Genomic DNA, 18,627 nt, shown 5'->3' with positions numbered 1-18,627 from the left:
TTTCGATATAAAGTAAGCAAATTCTGTATTGAGCGTGAAAATCAACACTATACGGTCTGCGAAAAGACGGGTGTAGCCAGTACCGGACTGCTGGTCAGGTACCGGTCGAACACCATACAGATGTTTCGCAGGAAAGGCCGCCCCTCTGAACGTACCCGAAGGCCGGTTGTATCATAATCGAGCAATCCGTCGTCGCGAAGGTCGTCGAGTTGGCTGGTCAACAGCGCCCACTCCTCCCCTGTCCAGTCAGTAATAGACCAACTGGTCTGGAATCGACACATGATATCGAGAATCAGTTGCCTGATTTTTACGTCGTCATCCGTCAGCAAATGGCCGCGCAGAATGGGTAGCTGGTTTGCCTCAATCTCGGTCAGGTACGTGTCGATGCTTTTTTCATTCTGCATAAACGCCGTTCCTACATCACTGATCGAGGAGGCGCCGAGGCCAATTATTACGTCGGTACGGGTGGTGGTGTATCCCATGAAATTGCGGTGCAACGTACCTGCTTTCATGGCTTTGCGTAGCGAATCGTGGGGCAGGGCAAAGTGATCCATACCAATCTCGGTATACCCTCCCGCTTCAAACAAAGCACGTCCCGTTTCATATAAATCACGTTTCTGATCGCCGTTGGGCAGGTCTTCATCCCGAAAACCACGCTGGCCGTTGCCTTTGATCCAGGGCACGTGGGCGTAGGAATAGAACGAAATTCGGTCGGGTCGCAGGCTCAGCGTTTGCTTGACCGTATCCTGAATGGAGCTTACCTGCTGAAAAGGCAGGCCAAATACCAGATCGTGGCTGATAGAGGTATAGCCGATCTCGCGCGCCTGTTCGGTTACGCGCCGCACATTGGCAAACGGCTGATGCCGGTGAATGGCCTGTTGTACTACCAGGTCGTAATCCTGCACGCCAAAGCTAACCCGCCGGAATCCAAACTCATACAACGTTTTCAGGTGGTCGTAGCTCGTATTGTTGGGGTGTCCTTCCCAACCAAAGTCAGGTTCGTCAACCACATCAGCATAGCGGAAAATACCCATTAGTAACCGACGAAGCTGATGGGTAGAAAAGAAACTGGGGGTTCCACCGCCAAGGTGTAATTCAGCTAGTCGGGGGCGCTCTGGTAACCACTCGCAATACATAGCCCACTCGTCGAGCAGGGCGCCGACGTAGGGTTCTTCTACGCCGTGGTTTCTGGTGATCCGTTTGTTACAGCCACAAAACGTACACAGGCTTTCGCAGTACGGCAGATGAATGTATAGACTGATACCCGCGGTATAGTTGCTGGTGGCAAACGCGCTGGTAAGTCGTTGTTGCCAGTCGTATCGATTAAAGTCAGCGGTATTCCAGAACGGTACGGTGGGATAACTGGTATACCGCGGGCCAGGTACGTTGTATTTCGCGATCAAAGAAGACATTTGGGATTTTAGATTGGGGATGTCGGATGTCGGATTTGTTCTGCTTAGGTTCGGATCGGGATCAAGCGAAACAAATCCAAAATCCGACATCCGACATACCCAATCCGAAATCCAACACCCCAAAATTGACGAAATAGGCGGGGTATGAGCCGTTCCAAAATCAGCCAATGGCCTGATTTATATCAGTCGATGGCGGAGCACCACGGGCGAATTTTGAGGAAATCCCCGGCGATTATGACTACGGCTACGGCTACCAGAACGGCCTGTTACCACTGCGGCAGCAACTGCCCCACCGATACCGACCCCATCGTCTTCGACGATAAACCCTTTTGCTGTACAGGTTGCAAAACGGTGTACCAGGTGCTGAGTGATCACCAGCTTTGCCAGTACTACGACCTCAACACCACACCCGGTACATCGCTGGGCAAGACCCCGAACATCGACCGGCTGGCTTTTCTGGATCACCCCGACATTGCTGCCCAACTCATCGACTTTCAGAACGGCAGCGTAGCCCACGTCACGTTCTACGTACCTGCCATTCACTGCTCGTCGTGCCTGTGGCTGCTCGAACACCTCTACCGCCTGGACCCAAGTGTGCAGCAAACGCGCGTCGACTTCCTGAAAAAGCAGGTGCATCTGGTCTTCAACCCCGCACAACGGTCGCTGCGGCAGGTTGCCGAACTGCTTACGTCGCTGGGGTACGAACCGCTCATTAGCCTCAACGACGTGGTGAAACAGGGGCAGAACCCCACCTACCGACCGCTGCTGTATAAGCTGGCCGTAGCCGGTTTTTGCGCGGGCAACATCATGCTGTTCAGCTTCCCAGAATACCTCGGCCTCGACGATCCGTCATTCAAGTATCTCTTCGGCATTCTCAACCTGTTGCTCGCCACACCCGTTGTGTTCTATTCAGGCTCCGGCTACTTTGAATCGGTCTGGAAAAGCCTGCGGAGGGGCCTTATCAACATCGACTTCCCGATTCTGCTGGGTATCCTGGTTGCCTACTCGCGCGGCACGTATGAAGTCCTGGCGTTGGGCGGCGCGGGTTATTACGACTCCGTTAGCGGACTGATTTTCTTTCTGTTATGCGGAAAATGGTTCCAGCAACGTACCTACGACTTCCTCTCCTTCGAGCGCGATTACAAATCGTATTTCCCCCTGGCGGTTCAGCAACTCATCAACGATAACGAGCAATCGACGCCCGTTGCCGACCTACGCAAAGGCGACCGGATTCGGGTGCGGCATGGCGATCTGATCCCAGCCGACGGGTTGTTATACCGGGGCGAAGGCCTGATCGACTATTCGTTCGTTACGGGCGAATCGGAGCCGGAACAGCGTGAGCCAGGTACGCTGCTCTACGCCGGCGGGCGGCAGATGGGCGGTGTGATCGACCTAGAACTGGTTCGCGATGTGTCGCACAGCTACCTGACCCAGCTCTGGAATAACGACGCATTCAGGAAAGATCAAACTAACCGCACGAAGACCTTTGCGGATGCCGTGGGTACGTATTTCACCATCACCGTGCTGACCCTGGCTACGCTGGTTGGCGGGTACTGGTATGTTACGGGGCAACCCACCACGGCAGTCAATGCGTTTACGGCGATCCTGATCGTGGCCTGCCCGTGTGTATTGTCGCTGTCATATCCGGTAGCGCTGGGGCATGGGCTGCGGCTGTTGAGCAAGCGGGGTTTCTACCTTAAAAACGCCGACGTTATGGAGCAACTGGCCCATTGCGACACCATCGTTTTCGACAAGACAGGTACGTTAACGACACCCACTTCAGGCGCCGTTACCGAATCGTTCGCCCGCCCGCTGACCAGCGTTGAGCACACAATGGTTAAGGCGCTGGTTAGCCAGTCGGCGCACCCGCTGAGCCTGCGTTTGAGGCAGCACCTGGCCGAGTGCCCGCCCATGAGCGTCGAAAATTTCACGGAATTACCCGGCCAGGGAATTATCGGGCTAATTGATGATCTGATCGTTAAAGTTGGCAGTGCGGCCTTTGTGGGCGGATCAGAGCAAACCACTGGTTCGGCTATTCATGTGAACATCGACGGCGTGTACCGGGGCCATTTTCAGTTTGCGGCTCAACTCCGCGACGGGCTGGTCGACATGCTGACCGCCTTTGTTGGTAGCGGGAAACGCCTCTACCTTCTGTCGGGCGACACCGATGCCATGCGGGCTGAGATGCGCACCTGGTTTGATGATGACGCTATGCGCTTCAGTTGCAGCCCCGAAGACAAGCTCAGATTCATTAACGAACTACAGACGAGCCATCACCGGGTGCTGATGATCGGCGATGGGCTGAACGATGCCGGGGCGCTGAAGCAGGCCGACGCAGGCATTGCCGTAACCGACGATACGCTTCAGTTTACCCCGGCCAGCGACGCCATCCTGGAAGCCCGTTCGCTGGGGCAACTTCCCCGGTTTATGCACTATAGCCGGTTTGCTATGCGGCTGATTCAATTCAGTTTCGGCGTGTCGCTGCTCTATAATTTCGTTGGGCTGTCGTTTGCTGCTGCCGGTCATCTGTCGCCTATTGTGGCCGCTATCTTAATGCCGCTGAGTTCTGCCACAATGGTACTGATCGCTACGGTAGGGATGCGGTGGCGAAGAATTTGACAGGTACCGCCCTGGTACCACACGCTCATCATACTCTGTTTTTAATCTCTAGACCAGAACAATAATCACCCGAAAGGTCTTCATTTTAATTCTATAGAATTGATAGAATTATTTTTCATGGAGACACAACAAAACCGCGACAATACCAACAACAAGCTGGAGGAGTTGAACCAGAACCGCGAAGACGGTACCGGACAATTTCTGACTACAAACCAGGGCTTGCGCATCAACGACGATCAGAACTCGCTCAAAGCAGGCGACCGGGGCGCCACGCTGCTGGAAGATTTCATTCTGCGTGAAAAGATTACCCACTTCGACCATGAGCGGATTCCCGAGCGGATTGTTCATGCACGCGGGGCGGCCGCGCACGGCTATTTTCAGGTATATGAACCGCAGGCCGAACTCACCAAAGCAAAATTCCTGCAAGACCCATCGGTAAAAACACCGGTTTTTTTGCGCTTTTCAACGGTAGCCGGTTCGCGAGGATCATCCGATCTGGCGCGCGACGTGCGGGGGTTTGCCGTTAAATTCTACACCGAGGAAGGCAATTTCGACCTGGTGGGCAATAACATTCCGGTATTTTTCATTCAGGATGCCATCAAGTTTCCCGATCTGATCCATGCGGTAAAGCCTGAGCCAAATAACGAAATACCGCAGGCGGCTTCAGCCCACGATACCTTCTGGGATTTTATTTCCATTACCCCCGAATCGATGCACATGATCATGTGGGTTATGTCTGACCGGTCTATCCCGCGCAGCTACCGCATGATGGAAGGCTTTGGCGTGCACACCTTCCGGTTCATCAACGAAGCTGGTAAGGCTCGTTTCGTTAAATTTCACTGGAAACCGCTGCTGGGTGTGCACTCGGTGGTGTGGGATGAAGCGCAACTGATATCGGGCCGTGACCCTGATTTTCACCGCCGCGACCTGTGGGATTCGATTGAAGCGGGTGCCTATCCGGAATGGGAACTGGGTGTTCAGATCGTGGAGGAAGAAGACGAGCACAAATTCGATTTCGATCTCCTCGATTCAACCAAGCTTATTCCTGAAGAGTTGGTACCGGTGAAACGTATCGGCAAGCTGACGCTCAACCGCAATCCGGACAATTACTTTGCCGAAACCGAACAAGTCGCGTTCCACCTGGGGCACCTCGTTCCCGGCCTCGACTTCACCAATGATCCGCTGTTGCAGGGCCGGTTGTTCTCGTATACCGACACGCAGCTGAAACGGTTGGGTGGTCCGAACTTCCACGAGATACCCATCAACCGGCCTGTTGCTCCCGTGCATAACGGGCAACGCGACGGGCACATGCGCCAGACGATCAACAAAGGCCGCACCAGCTACAGCCCCAATCTGATCAACGACAATACACCCGCCCAGGCTACCACGGCTGAAGGTGGTTTTTCGAGCCACGGCGAGCGGATTGATGCGCGCAAGGTGCGTGCCCGAAGCAAGAGCTTCGGAGATCATTATAGCCAGGCCAACCTGTTCTGGAATAGCCAATCGGACGCCGAAAAAACGCACCTGGTTAAAGCCCTGCGGTTCGAACTGAGTAAAGTAGCCGTTGAGTCAATTCGGATGCGGATGCTGGTGCAACTGGCGCAGGTTGACAGTACGCTGGCCAAGCTCGTTGCCGAAGGGTTGGGGATGGACGTACCTGCTATCGATGGCATGCAGCTGAATCTGGCCGTTCCGGCCGACGCCAACCCGGCAGACTACCAGTCGGCTCCTGCCAAAAAGGCAACAACCAGGTCAGCGGCACTAAGCATGGCCAACACCGTGAAGAGCGGGATAAAGACCCGTCAGGTGGCTATTCTGGCCGCCGATGGTGTCGATGCCTCTGAACTGAAAGCGATGAAAGAGGCGCTGTCGGCCGAAGAGGCGGTCATTGCCATTGTTGCGCCACGTGTGGGCAAGCTCAAAACATCGGCGGGTGAACTGGTACACATTGATGCCAGCCTACAGGGTACAGCCTCGGTCCTGTTCGATGCGGTTTATGTACCGGGTGGAAAACAGAGCGTGACCTCGCTGTTGCAGGAAGACGAGTCGATCCGGTTCATTCACGAAGCGTTTATGCACTGCAAAGCCGTTGCTGCCACCAGCGAGGGTATTGACCTGTTGAAAGCCGCCGCCACCGGAGGAGCTGCCGCCCTGCTAAGCAGCGACGGTGTCATCACGGGCCCTGATGACGTACCTCAACAATTCATTCAGGCCATCGCCCAGCATCGTTTCTGGAGCCGCGAGAAAACACTGGTGTAACTAGGATTAGCGGCGCTTCGGCGTCATACATGCAAAAGGCCGTTGTCTCCAACGGCCTTTTGCATGTATGACGAGCTACAGCAACGTACCCAACGTTCACTGAACAGCCAGGCTTCTGCGGGTCAATTCTTTACGAACCTTATCAGCGGCGGCCAGATCGCTGAGTGTGATGCCCATCCGCTTCCGGAGGGTTGGTGAGGTCTCCAGCATTTCGCTCGCAATGCGAATCAGCATAGCCGCCGTTGCCACTCCATTTGTCTTTGGGCGCTTGCCAATAGGCATCGTGGAGGCGGTGTGATGAACACTCGGATCAAGCAGTTTAAGTAAGTCCATGTCGTGAAATCTCCTGTTGTTTACGTTCTAATATAGTAACGTAAATAAGCCGGATTTCGTCGCAGAAACGGGGTACTTTCGGGCACTATTTTCGCCAGTAACCCAATTATCAATCAGGGAGTTAGCACCACTTTGCTATACACTACTTTGTTAGGCAGACTGCTTCGCACGTCGTGCTCTGTACTACTCACCAACCGGGTTGTTGATATACTCCAGCTTATGGTTCCAGACCGAGGCGATCTGTAGGGACCGTTGACGTACCTGCTCGGCGGTTTCGCCTGTGAAATGCTCGGTCAGCGTTGCCCAGAAAAGCGTCAGCCAACGCTCGAAATGTTCGCGCCGGAGGGTATGCTGCTGATTGATAATCAGGTGCGGCCGAAACGGGTGGCCATTGTAGGCACCGTTACCCAGAATCAGCGACTCCCAGAACGCATACATTTTAGGCAGGTGGCTCGCCCAGTCTACCTCGGCTACATCCATAAAAATGGGCCCGATCAGTGGGTCGACCCGAACCTTGTCGTAGAACGAATTTACCAGCAGCCGAACGGCCTCCGGCGAATCGAGCAATTGCTTTTGTGTCTTCTCCGTCATCAGTAAAGGCCACCTACGCGCTAAACGTATTGACGTAGTCGTCGGCCTTAAAACCTAACGCAACGATCCGGCCGTTTGATTCAATCAGCGGGCGGCGAATAACCGACGTTTTTTCCACCATCAGTGCAATCGCGCCTTCGGCATCGGTTGGCTTCTCGTTGTCGGGCAGTTTTTTCCAGGTAGCCCCGGCGCGGTTAACCAGTTCTTCCCAACTTTTCTGTGTCAGCCATCGCTCAATCGTTGCGCGGTCGATACCCTGCTTTTTATAGTCGTGAAACTGGTAGGCAACATCGTTATCGGCCAGCCAGGTGCGGGCTTTTTTTACGGTGTCGCAATTCGGGATGGCATAGAGTGTATACATAGAATTGGGATCAGTGCCACAAAAATACCGGTTTCCGGGCATTGTTTTCTGCTGTTTGTGCCGGGCTCACAGGCCCCGCTGCCACCTATATAGAGCGACCGTATCACCAGCGTAAATCGCCCATAGAAACGACCAAAAAACCACCCGATCACGCTACTACCAGACACATTCGCCTTTTTTTGTTTCATAATATTCAACAATGTTTAATACACCGTTTATTAACATAATAATCTGATTAGCAGATATTTAGTATTTTTACTTAGGTAGCCTGTATTCATAAAGTTTAATTAAAAATAAAAATATTGCCTAATACTTGACTTCATAAAAACCGCATTTACCTTTGTATTCAACAATGTTGAATTTCAAGAAACACTGTTATGATTGCTTTGACTGATGCACATTCATCAGCTGTTGTTGCCTGTCTAACTCCCTAAATTCTTTCTACTTAATGATGAAAACTATCCGAAACCCGCATAGGAATCTGACCAGGTTCCTGTGTTCAATTCAGTTCGTGGCTTTCCTGTTTCTGGTGTTCGGGGAAACGGCCACAGCCAGGCCCGGCAGGCCCCGGCCAGCCCCTTCGTTCAACATTGACCGGACCATTACGGGAAAGGTAACCGACGAAAACGACCAGGCGCTCCCCGGCGTCAGCATTGTGATCAAGAACACCACGACCGGAACGGCCACAAAGTCAGATGGCTCGTACGAACTCCCGGTAAAAGACGGTTCTGTGACGCTGGTTTTCTCGTTCATGGGGTACGTTGCCCAGGAAATTGCGGTTGGCAACAAAGCCATGATCAACGTGAAGCTGCTTCCCAATGCCGAACAGCTCCGCGAGGTGGTTGTAGTCGGTTACGGTACGCAACAGAAAAAGGATTTGACGGGAGCTGTGGGGTCTATCTCGTCAAAAGACATTGAAACGTCGACCATCAATACACCAGACAAAGCCTTGCAGGGGAAAATTGCAGGAGTGCAGGTACACACTAACTCCCACGCGCCCGGCGGCGGCATTGCGGTTCAGGTACGTGGTACGGCCTCGCTCTCGGCAGGTGGTTCACCCCTGTATGTAATTGACGGTATGCCGATCAGCAGCGGATCACAGACCAGTGCCAGCACCGATGCGGGTTCATTCGGTGGCGCGCCGAATCCCCTCAACTCGATCGACCCATCTGATATTGAGTCGGTTCAGGTATTGAAAGATGCGTCGGCCACGGCTATTTACGGATCAAGAGCCGCCAATGGCGTGGTACTCATTACCACCAAACGCGGCAAGGCCAATCAGCACAATGTCGACTTCGACGTATCGGTGGGGGTACAGGAAGCGCGGCGCAAACTTCCATTCCTGAACGCACAGCAATGGGCAACGCAGGCCAATGAACGGGCTTCACAACTGGGGCGCACCCCAACCTATACGGCCGCGCAGGTAGCCGCTTTCGGGCAGGGTACCGACTGGCAGAACGAGGTGTTTCAGGCCGCACCGCGACAGGCCTATAAACTCGCTTTCTCGGGCGGTAGCCAGAGTTTACGCTACCTGATTGGCGGCAACTACACCAACCAGCAAGGCATTCTTCCCGGTTCGAGCTTCAAACGATATGGCACCACCATTAACCTCGATGCGACTGTCAGCAACCGCCTGAAAATTGGCGAAAGCTTGCTGTTCAGCGTCACCGATCAGTACACCGTTCCGACGGATACGAAAGGGTACGAAGGCATTTCCAACGTGATCAACGCGATCTATCAGGCACCGCCAACCATTCCGGCGCGCGATAGCCTCGGCACGCCCGTCAACCTGCGGAATTACCCGCTGGGTAGTGGCCTCGAGAATCCATTGACCATGACCGAGCAGTATAAGCAATTGAGCAACACCCTGCGCCTGATCGGCACGGCCTACGCCAACTACAACATCATGGACGGCCTGGATCTGGACATTCGGGTGGGGGCTGATATTCGCGACTGGCGCTACCACGAATACTACCCGATTGGCTCGGAAGCAGCCGCCGGAGCCAGTGGCAAAGCGCGCCAGATTGCCATCCGGAACCTGAACGTGAGCAACTCGAACACGCTGACCTACGCCACTACGATCAACAGCCTGCACAAGCTGAAGATACTGGGCGGGTTCACCTACCAGCGCGAGAAAAACGAATCGCTGGATGCATCGTCATTCGGATTCCCCAGCGACGTGTTCCAATACTACAATCTGGGGTTGGGCAGCAGCCCCCAAACGCCAAACAGCAACGAAAACGAGTGGACGCTGATCTCCTATCTGGGTCGGGTCAACTACACGTTCAACGACAAATACCTGTTCACGGCGTCGGTTCGGGCCGATGGTGATTCCAAGTTCGGGGTCAACAACAAATACGGCATTTTCCCGTCGGTGGCGTTGGCCTGGCAACTGGGCGACGAGCCGTTCATCCGCAACCTGAATGTGTTTGACCAGCTGAAACTACGCACCAGCTTCGGCCGCACAGGCAATGAATCCATCGGCGTGTACCGGTCGTTATCGCTGCTCGGAACGGCGTTCGGCACACGGAGTTCATACATTTTCAACGGATCGAAGGTGCCCATTGCCTACCCGAACAACATTCCGAACCCGGATCTGAGCTGGGAGAAAACACAGGAAGTCAACGTAGGGATCGACTTCGCCGTGCTGAAAAACCGGTTGAACCTGTCGGTGGATGCCTATTACAAAAAGACGACCGACCTGCTGCTCGACGTACCTATCGCCTCGCAAACGGGCTTTAGCAGCGTCCTGAAAAACACGGGTGCCATGCTGAATAAAGGCATTGAAATTGGCGTAACCAGCACGAACCTGGCGGGTAAACTGGGCTGGACAACCAACTTCAATATCGCTTTTAACCGCAACGAAATCCTGTCGCTCGGCGGCGCGCCTTACCAGTACACCGGCTGGGTTGGCGGCGGCAACGTAACGCCCCACGACAAGAACACGGCCCGCCTGGAGCCCGGCCATTCGGTGGGTGAATTCTACGGCTCAGTGTATGAAGGCATCTGGAAATCGGCCGACGAGATCAAGCAGGTGGGTACCATGCCAGCGGCCAAACCCGGCGACATCCGCTACAAAGATGTGAATGGCGACGGCACCTACAACACCGAAAGCGACGACGTATATCTGGGCAACCCAAACCCGAAATTCAACTTCGGCCTCACCAACGATGTCAATTTTGGTCCGCTTAGTCTGCACGTGTTCGTGTACGGCGAATACGGCAACTCGGTGCTCAACCTGGCCAAACAGCAGTGGTTGCTCGACGGAGTAGGCATTTCGGCCATGCGCCTCGATCGCTGGTCGCCCACTAATCCGAACGGCATTTATCCGGGCGCAGGCGCTTCGAATCCCCAGCGTATCAGCTCCATTATGGTTGAAGACGGCTCATTCCTGCGTATTCAGACCATTGCGCTCACCTATAAAATCCCGACGTTCACCAAGTTCATCAAAACGGCCCGGCTTGGCGTGGGCGTGGATAACCTGGCCGTGCTGACCAAATACACTGGCTACGATCCCGAGCTGAACTCCTATGGATCGAGCAACACCACCAAAGGTATGGACCGCTACGGCTACCCGTCGGCCCGCACATTCCGACTCGATCTCAAGCTAGGCTTCTAATTCATAAACCCGACCTTCTCCTATTTATGATCCCTAAACTCAACAAAGCGATAGCCACAGGCTGTGTGGCGTTCGTCCTGGCCGGCAGCATCGGTTGCAAAGACATTCTGGACGAAAAAGTGTTCAGCCAGGTGGCCGTCGATGCCTTCTATAAAACCAGCGATCAGGCGCAGCTGGCCCTGAACGGCGTGTACACCCGCCTCTGGGACGATACCTACCGCGACGGACAGTGGGTAACGCTCGGCGACGTGACCGCAGGTACGTTGATCGGGGGTGGCTCGGCCAACGGCTCCGGCGACCGCTCGGGCGTGACCAACGATTTCAACACCTTTTCGTGGAACTCCGACGCGCTCGAGCTCTCTACTGCCTGGGACTATTTCTATGCCGCCATCAACCGGTCGAACGTACTGATTGATAAGCTGGCTGCCTCATCTATTTCCAATAAAGCAAAACTGGACGGCGAAGCCCGGTTTCTGCGCGCGCTGTTTTATTTCAATCTCGTTCGTCTGTTTGGCGGGGTCCCGCTGCAGACGCAGGGCACAACCGACTTGAGCGAAGTGAGCAAACCCCGCAGCACCGCCGACGAAGTATATGCCCTGATTGTCAAGGATCTGGAAACAGCCGCCACCGAACTGAGCCCGTATAGCGAAGCTGATCATACAGCCGGCAAAGCCACGTCGCTTGGTGCCACGGCCCTGTTGGCGAAGGTGTATCTGCAACAGCGCCAATGGGCTAAAGCCGCCACGGAAGCCAAAAAGGTGATCGACTCAAAGGCATTTGATTTGATGGCCGACTATGAGAATATCGTCAACCCGGACTTTCGGAATGGAAAGGAGATGATTTTCTCCATTCAGCATGGCGGCAATGCCAACAGCACCTCGCAACTGTACCAGACACGGATGATTTACCTCTTCGGGCCACCGGCCATGTCGCTGCCCAATGGCACCAGCATCCAGTTTCATCTGCTGAAAGATCTGGTCATTTTTCAGGTACGTAAAGACGTGTTCAACAACACTCCGAACACATACCGAAAGTGGTGGTCAGTGCGCGACAGGATGCCCTATTACTACAAAAATGGCATCAAGGAACTGGTACGCGACACAGTGAAAATGTACGCCCCCTTCCTGACCAAGTTTAACCGGGTCGACTTCTCAACCGGCATTCTGCGCGAAGGCGTCGATTACCCGCTGATCCGCTATTCGGATGTGCTGCTCACCTACGCCGAAGCCACCAATGAGGTAGGCGGACCAACGGCCGATGCCTACGAAGCGATCAACAAAGTACGCCGCCGGGCCAGAGCTGTGGGTACCGCCAACGCGCAGCCAGCCAGCATGTACCCCGACCTGAGCGGACTCACGCAGGCGCAGTTCCGCGATGCCGTACTGGCCGAATATGCGCAGGAATTCATTGGTGAAGGCCATTACCGCTGGGATTTACTTCGCCACGACCGGCTGATTACCAATGCCAAACAGCTGGGTATTTCGGCCGCCGCCGATAAACATTTGCTTTTCCCCATTCCCGCTCTTCAATTGAGTCGTAATACATCACTCAAGCAAAATCCGGGGTATAATTAGTATGCAGTATGGTCGAGCTTCGCTAGCGAGCATATTACTGACGCGAGGCCCTTCGACTGGGCGTCCCCGACAAGCTCAGGGTGACAACTCACTCAAGCAGGTACACGACGAACTTGGGTGAGCTGTCACCCTGAGCTTGTCGGGGACGCCTAGTCAAAGGGCCTCGCGAAAGCAATACGCTAACTCACGAAGCAACCTAAAATTTTCCCTTAAGCCAGCATCCATCAGCCAGCTTCCTCATTCCACTTTCTAGTCTGTTAACCGTTTTATGAATCAACGTAAAAACAACATCTGGTCAACGCTTACGGCACTCAGCCTGGGTACGTTCAGCCTCCTGCCCACCATCGATTGCCTGGCGCAGCCCGCTCCTGATAAACCCGTTCAGATTGAGGTCGATCTGGCGAAAAGCAAAGGACCACTAAAACCAATCTGGGCGTGGTTTGGCTACGACGAGCCGAACTATACCTACATGAAGGATGGCAAAAAATTGCTGACAGAGATTTCCAAACTGAGCAAGGTACCGGTAAACGTGCGGGTGCATAGCCTGCTGGTAACCGGCGACGGCGAAGCAGCCCTGAAATGGGGATCGACCAACGCCTATACCGAAGACGCGAACGGTAAGCCAATCTATAACTGGACCATTGTCGACAAGATTTTCGATACGTTCATTGAGCGCGGCATGAAGCCCATTGCCCAGATCGGCTTCATGCCCGAAGCCCTCTCGACACACCCGCAACCGTACCGCCACCACTGGAAGCCCGGCGATAACTACAACGACATTTACCTGGGTTGGGCCTACCCACCTAAAGACTACAACAAGTGGAGCGAACTGGTGTATCAATGGGTAAAACACTCGGTGGCCAAGTACGGCCAGAAGGAAGTAGAAAGCTGGTACTGGGAGTTATGGAACGAGCCGAACATCAGTTACTGGAAAGGCACCACCGATGAGTATATCAAGCTATATGACTACACCGCCGATGCCGTGAAACGCGCCCTTCCAACGGCTAAAATAGGGGGACCAGAAGTGACCGGGCCAGCCAACAAAGGAGCATTTACGTTCTTCAAAGCCTTTATGGAGCACATTGTGAACGGCAAGAATGCGGTAACCGGCAAGACCGGCGCACCCATCGACTTTATCACCTTCCACGCCAAAGGCGCGCCCAAACTGGTTGATGGCCACGTGCAGATGAACATGGGCACGCAGCTTCGCGACATCGATCAGGGATTCAGTGTGGTGGCGTCGTACCCAAGTCTGAAGAACCTGCCGATCATCATTGGCGAGTCGGACCCGGAAGGATGCGCGGCCTGTTCCGAAGATTTCAGTCCGCAGAACGCCTACCGCAATGGCACCATGTATTCGAGCTATACGGCCGCTTCGTTTGCCCGGAAATATGATCTGGCTCAGTCGCGGGGCGTCAATCTGGCGGGGGCCGTTACCTGGGCGTTCGAGTTTGAAAACCAGCCCTGGTTCCGTGGTTTCCGCGATCTGGCTACCAACGGCGTCGACAAACCGGTACTGAACGTGTTCCGCATGTTCGGGATGATGCCCGGCGATCGGGTCGAGGTGAAGAGTGGTCTGGCCTACGATTACGCCCGCGTTCGGGATGAAAGCGTACGGGCTGAACCCGACATCAATGCGCTGGCCAGCAAAGATGCCAAGTCGGCAGCAGTAATGGTCTGGAATTACCACGACGACAACGTACCTGCGCCCGACGCCCCCGTTTCGGTAGCCCTAAAAGGCATTCCTGGCAAAACCGCTACGGTGCAACACTACCGCATCGACCAGAAATTCAGCAACTCATACGAAGTCTGGAAAAAGATGGGGTCGCCCAAAGCACCCACGGCCAGCCAGATCACGGAGCTGGAAAAAGCCGGTCAGCTACAGATGATGGCCGCGCCCGAACAGGTACGTGTCACCAACGGAGAAGCAACCCTGAGCTTTGCCTTACCCCGTCAGGGCGTATCGCTACTGAAGGTAACCTGGAAATAAAAAGCGCATTAAGATCAATTCACCCGGCGATTTCGCCAAAAATCGTCTCTCAAATTTTAGTTACTTTCGTTCAACACTATTGAATTAAAGTAAACAGGGAAGATGATTACAACAGACACGGCCACCACCAAACTGAATCTCGGCGATCGGATTAAAATTCTCAGGATCAACCAGAATCGGACACTTCAGGAAATCGCGGATGCAAGTGATTTGTCGAAGAGTATGATCTCGAAAATTGAGAATAATAAAACGGTTCCTTCGGTAGCGGCGCTGGTTAAGATTGCCAATACGCTGGGCACCACGATCTCTAATTTGCTGGAACACGACGGCTGGCTAAACGCCATTGTCACTTCCCGATTAAAGGCCGAAGAAAGCCTGACGCAAACGGATAAAGGCTATTCCATTTACCCGTATGCGTCTGAATATCACGAGAAAAAAATGCAGCCTTTCCTGTTTGTGGGCAAGAAAGGCGAAGTCAAACCGCACGAACTGTCGCACGAAGGCGAAGAGTTTATCTACGTCATTCGCGGGCAGATGAAAATGCAGGTTGGCGAAATTGAATATCAACTCAAAGAGGGTGACAGCCTGTACTTCAACTCCTCGCTCAAACACGGCATTCTGCCCACGTCCGACGAGGTAGCGTACCTGGACATCTTCGTTTAATTCGACATCTTTTTATGAAAATTATTGCCGTCAGGACCAAACTGTACCAATGGCAGGGGCCGGTAAAAACCAGCGATACCATCTTCGCAACGCCCCTCAGCCCGCTCCATTTCCAGAACGATTCGCAGGCCGCCTTCCGCTTCTTCAGCTGGCTGGTGGTTGAAATCGAAACCGACGAGGGGCATATCGGACTGGGTAACGCGGGCTTATGTCCCGACGTGACCAAGAAGATAATCGACAGTAAACTGACGTCGCTTCTGATTGGCGAGAACCCACTCAATACCGAATACCTTTTCGAAAAAATGTACCGGTCTACCGTAGCCTACGGTCGGAAAGGGGCCGTAATTGCGGCCATCAGCGCAGTTGACATTGCCCTCTGGGATATTAAGGGACTGGCCTTTGGGCAACCTGTTTTTATGCTGCTGGGCGGCCGCACCAAACCCGCCATCGAGACCTACTACAGCCGGTTATATACCCGCAACCTCGACGACCTGCAGGCCGAAGCCGCCCATTACAAAGCCGACGGATTCACCGGTATGAAGCTGCGTTGCGGTTACCCGCTCACCGACGGGCTGGAGGGCCTGAAGAAAAACGTGGAGATGGTGCGCGTGGTGCGCGAGACCGTGGGCGACGACGTGAACATCATGCTCGAAGCCTATATGGGGTTCAACCTGCCCTACGCCAAGCAACTGCTGAAAGCGCTGGCCCCGTACAACCTTCGCTGGGCCGAAGAACTGCTGCTACCCGACGAGATACACAACTTCGCCAAGCTCCGGCAGTATACCGACATTCCGCTGTCGGGCGGGGAGCACGAATACACGCGCTACGGTTTCCACGACCTGCTCCAGACTGGGGCACTCGACATTTTCCAATTCGACATAAACCGGGTGGGCGGCTTCACGGAAGCGCAGAAGATCTGCAACATGGCGCTGACACACGGCGTCGAAGTGATTCCGCACGGTGGGCAGATGCACAATCTGCACATGGTGATGAGCTCGTTTGCCTGCCCCATGGCCGAGTATTTCCCCCAAACGGAGATTGAAGTCGGCAACGAGATGTTCTGGTACATTTTCGACGGTGAAGCCATTGCCGAAAACGGCAAACTCCAGCTCGACGATACCAAACCGGGCATGGGTCTGACGCTGAAAACCGAAGGGCTCGAACACTTCACCATCCTTGATTAATCAACCTGAACAAGACGTAGTTGTATGGAACAGACTTCGGTAGAACACAGCATTTTAGACCTGTTTAAGCTGCACGGGCAAACGGCGCTGGTGATGGGCGGAAACAGGGGCTTGGGTCTGGCTATGGCGCAGGGCCTGGCCGAGGCGGGAGCCAACATCGTTATTGCCGCCCGCGACGAGGCCACCAACCGCCAGTCGGAAGAGCTGCTCAAGTCGCTGTATGGCATTAACTGCATCAGCACCACCTGCGATGTAACGGCCGAAAAGAGCGTCAAAGCCACGATTGAACAGGCCGTTGATCACTTCGGCAAGGTCGATATTCTGGTCAATTCGGCGGGCATCAACATCCGGGGGGCCATCGAAGATTTATCGCTCGATGATTTCACGAAGGTGCAGCAGGTGAACGTGACAGGTACGTGGCTGGCCTGCCGCGAAGTGATTCCGGTGATGAAGCAGAACGGGTATGGCCGCATTATCAACATCGGCTCTATGCTGGCCCTGACGGCCATTCCCGACCGTACGCCCTACGCCACCAGCAAAGGTGCCATTCTGCAACTGACCCGCGCGCTGGCGATGGAAGTAGCGAAAGAAGGCATTACGGTCAACGCCATTCTGCCCGGCCCCTTTGCCACCGACCTGAACCTGCCGCTGCTGAACGACCCCGAAAAATACCAGGCGTTCATTGCCAAAATTCCGATGGGGCGCTGGGGTGAACTGCACGAGATTGGCGGTATTGCGCTGTATCTGGCCAGCCGGGCGTCCAGCTACGTCACGGGCTCCTGCTTCTCTGTCGACGGTGGCTGGGTAACGCAATAGCGGATTGGATAATTGGTTGACTGGGTGACTGGTGACTAGTAACTAGGTGAGGCTCCGCTCTGGTAGTGAGAGACTAACAGGGCTATTTCACTACCCTTTCGGAAACCCACCAGCCAATCAACCCACCCATCAATCAACTAACCCACCAGTCAACCAATTACCCAATCAACCAATTCCCCCCCAACACGTGGAATCCATTCGATTAGTGCAGCTGTCGTCGGCTACTCAGCAACGACGCGTAGCGCTGGTTCAGGAACCGCTTTTGCGGTTGCTGAGCCATGCCCCGTCTATTTACGCCCTGGCGCTCGACGCCATTCGCGCCAGTCAATCACTTACCGAACTCATTCATAGCCGTTTATCAGAAGAAACCATCGACTATCAATCGGTGTATAACGGAACCGGCGACTGGCAATTGTTACCCGCCTTCGATCACCCCGACGGGCCGTTTGGCTGCATGGTATCGGGCACGGGGCTGACGCATAAAAACAGTGCGTTGAACCGGCAAATGATGCACCAGTCGGCGGTTGAAAAGCCCACCGACAGCATGCAGATGTACCAGTGGGGGGTTGAGGGCGGTTCGCCCGAAGCGGGCACCATCGGCGTTCAGCCCGAATGGTTTTACAAAGGCAACGGCTCCATTCTGCGCGCCCACGGCCAACCCCTGAACGTACCTGCGTATGGCAACGACGGCGGCGAAGAACCCGAAGTGGCGGCGGCCTACGTGATCGATGACGCCGGAACGCCCCGCCGAATTGGCTTCTGCACCGGCAACGAGTTTTCAGATCACGTGATGGAAAAGAAGAACTACCTGTACCTGGCCCCCTCGAAACTGCGGCAGTGCGCCATTGGCCCCGAACTGGTGATCACTGCCGATTTCAGCGAATGGACCGGCACCGCGGGCGTTGACCGCGACGGTCAGGAACTGTGGTCGGCCCCCATCCGAACAGGCGAAAGCAACATGGCACACAGCCTGGAGAACCTTGAATACCATCACTTTAAATACGAAGCACACCGACTGCCTGGTCAGGCGCACGTGCATTTTTTCGGGGCCGACGCTTTCAGTTTTGGGCAACAGCTACTGTTGCAGGACGGCGATCTGATGCGGGTTGAATGGACCGGATTAGGCCGGGCGTTGCACAATCCGCTTCAGGTAGCGAAGGAGGCGGAGCAACTGATTCCGGTGCGGACCCTTTAAGCTGTTTGTCA

General features: G+C 54.5%; 13 protein-coding genes. 9 read left to right on the top strand and 4 right to left on the bottom strand.

Annotation, left to right across the window (positions count from 1 at the left end; translation table 11 throughout):
• Positions 1-47: 47 nt before the first annotated feature.
• Positions 48-1,412, bottom strand: a complete 1,365-nt coding sequence (gene hemN, locus J2I46_RS12630) for an oxygen-independent coproporphyrinogen III oxidase (protein WP_207329392.1) — start codon at positions 1,410-1,412, stop codon at positions 48-50.
• 144 nt (positions 1,413-1,556) lie between these two features.
• Here hemN and J2I46_RS12625 point away from each other — a divergent pair, with 144 nt between their 5' ends.
• Positions 1,557-4,031, top strand: a complete 2,475-nt coding sequence (locus J2I46_RS12625) for a heavy metal translocating P-type ATPase (protein ID WP_310589023.1) — start codon at positions 1,557-1,559, stop codon at positions 4,029-4,031.
• Between the two features lie 117 nt (positions 4,032-4,148).
• Complete coding sequence (gene katE, locus J2I46_RS12620; protein WP_207329391.1) at positions 4,149-6,290, top strand: catalase HPII; 2,142 nt, start codon at positions 4,149-4,151, stop codon at positions 6,288-6,290.
• Between the two features lie 96 nt (positions 6,291-6,386).
• Here katE and J2I46_RS12615 read toward each other — a convergent pair whose 3' ends face one another.
• The 3 genes from J2I46_RS12615 to J2I46_RS12605 form a co-directional block, all read right to left on the bottom strand.
• Positions 6,387-6,623 (bottom strand): hypothetical protein, encoded by a 237-nt coding sequence (locus tag J2I46_RS12615; RefSeq protein WP_207329390.1) that lies wholly within the window; start codon positions 6,621-6,623, stop codon positions 6,387-6,389.
• Positions 6,624-6,806: 183 nt separating this feature from the next.
• Complete coding sequence (locus tag J2I46_RS12610; protein ID WP_207329389.1) at positions 6,807-7,214, bottom strand: group III truncated hemoglobin; 408 nt, start codon at positions 7,212-7,214, stop codon at positions 6,807-6,809.
• Positions 7,215-7,227: 13 nt separating this feature from the next.
• Complete coding sequence (locus J2I46_RS12605) at positions 7,228-7,575, bottom strand: ArsC family reductase (RefSeq protein ID WP_207329388.1); 348 nt, start codon at positions 7,573-7,575, stop codon at positions 7,228-7,230.
• A gap of 451 nt (positions 7,576-8,026) precedes the next feature.
• On the opposite strand from J2I46_RS12605, the gene J2I46_RS12600 reads away from it, so the two are divergent.
• From J2I46_RS12600 to araD1, 7 genes are all read left to right on the top strand, one after another.
• Positions 8,027-11,194: a SusC/RagA family TonB-linked outer membrane protein gene (locus tag J2I46_RS12600; RefSeq protein ID WP_207329387.1), complete on the top strand. Its 3,168-nt coding sequence runs from the start codon at positions 8,027-8,029 to the stop codon at positions 11,192-11,194.
• A gap of 26 nt (positions 11,195-11,220) precedes the next feature.
• Positions 11,221-12,768 (top strand): RagB/SusD family nutrient uptake outer membrane protein, encoded by a 1,548-nt coding sequence (locus J2I46_RS12595; protein ID WP_207329386.1) that lies wholly within the window; start codon positions 11,221-11,223, stop codon positions 12,766-12,768.
• Positions 12,769-13,036: 268 nt separating this feature from the next.
• Positions 13,037-14,758, top strand: coding sequence for a GH39 family glycosyl hydrolase (locus J2I46_RS12590; protein ID WP_207329385.1), 1,722 nt, complete (start codon positions 13,037-13,039; stop codon positions 14,756-14,758).
• Positions 14,759-14,860: 102 nt separating this feature from the next.
• On the top strand, positions 14,861-15,421 hold the full coding sequence (locus J2I46_RS12585) for a helix-turn-helix domain-containing protein (protein WP_085411078.1): 561 nt from the start codon (positions 14,861-14,863) through the stop codon (positions 15,419-15,421).
• 14 nt (positions 15,422-15,435) lie between these two features.
• Positions 15,436-16,605, top strand: coding sequence for an enolase C-terminal domain-like protein (locus J2I46_RS12580; protein WP_207329384.1), 1,170 nt, complete (start codon positions 15,436-15,438; stop codon positions 16,603-16,605).
• A gap of 24 nt (positions 16,606-16,629) precedes the next feature.
• Positions 16,630-17,421 carry an SDR family NAD(P)-dependent oxidoreductase gene (locus J2I46_RS12575; protein WP_207329383.1) on the top strand — a complete coding sequence of 264 codons (792 nt, stop codon included), beginning with the start codon at positions 16,630-16,632 and terminating at the stop codon, positions 17,419-17,421.
• A 187-nt stretch (positions 17,422-17,608) separates the two neighbouring features.
• Complete coding sequence (gene araD1 / locus J2I46_RS12570) at positions 17,609-18,616, top strand: AraD1 family protein (RefSeq protein WP_310589022.1); 1,008 nt, start codon at positions 17,609-17,611, stop codon at positions 18,614-18,616.
• Positions 18,617-18,627: the final 11 nt, after the last annotated feature.

This window comes from Fibrella forsythiae (assembly GCF_017353175.1).
Lineage (GTDB): Bacteria > Bacteroidota > Bacteroidia > Cytophagales > Spirosomataceae > Fibrella > Fibrella forsythiae.
Note: the sequence above shows the minus strand (reverse complement) of the source record. Positions and strands in the feature narration are given on the sequence as shown.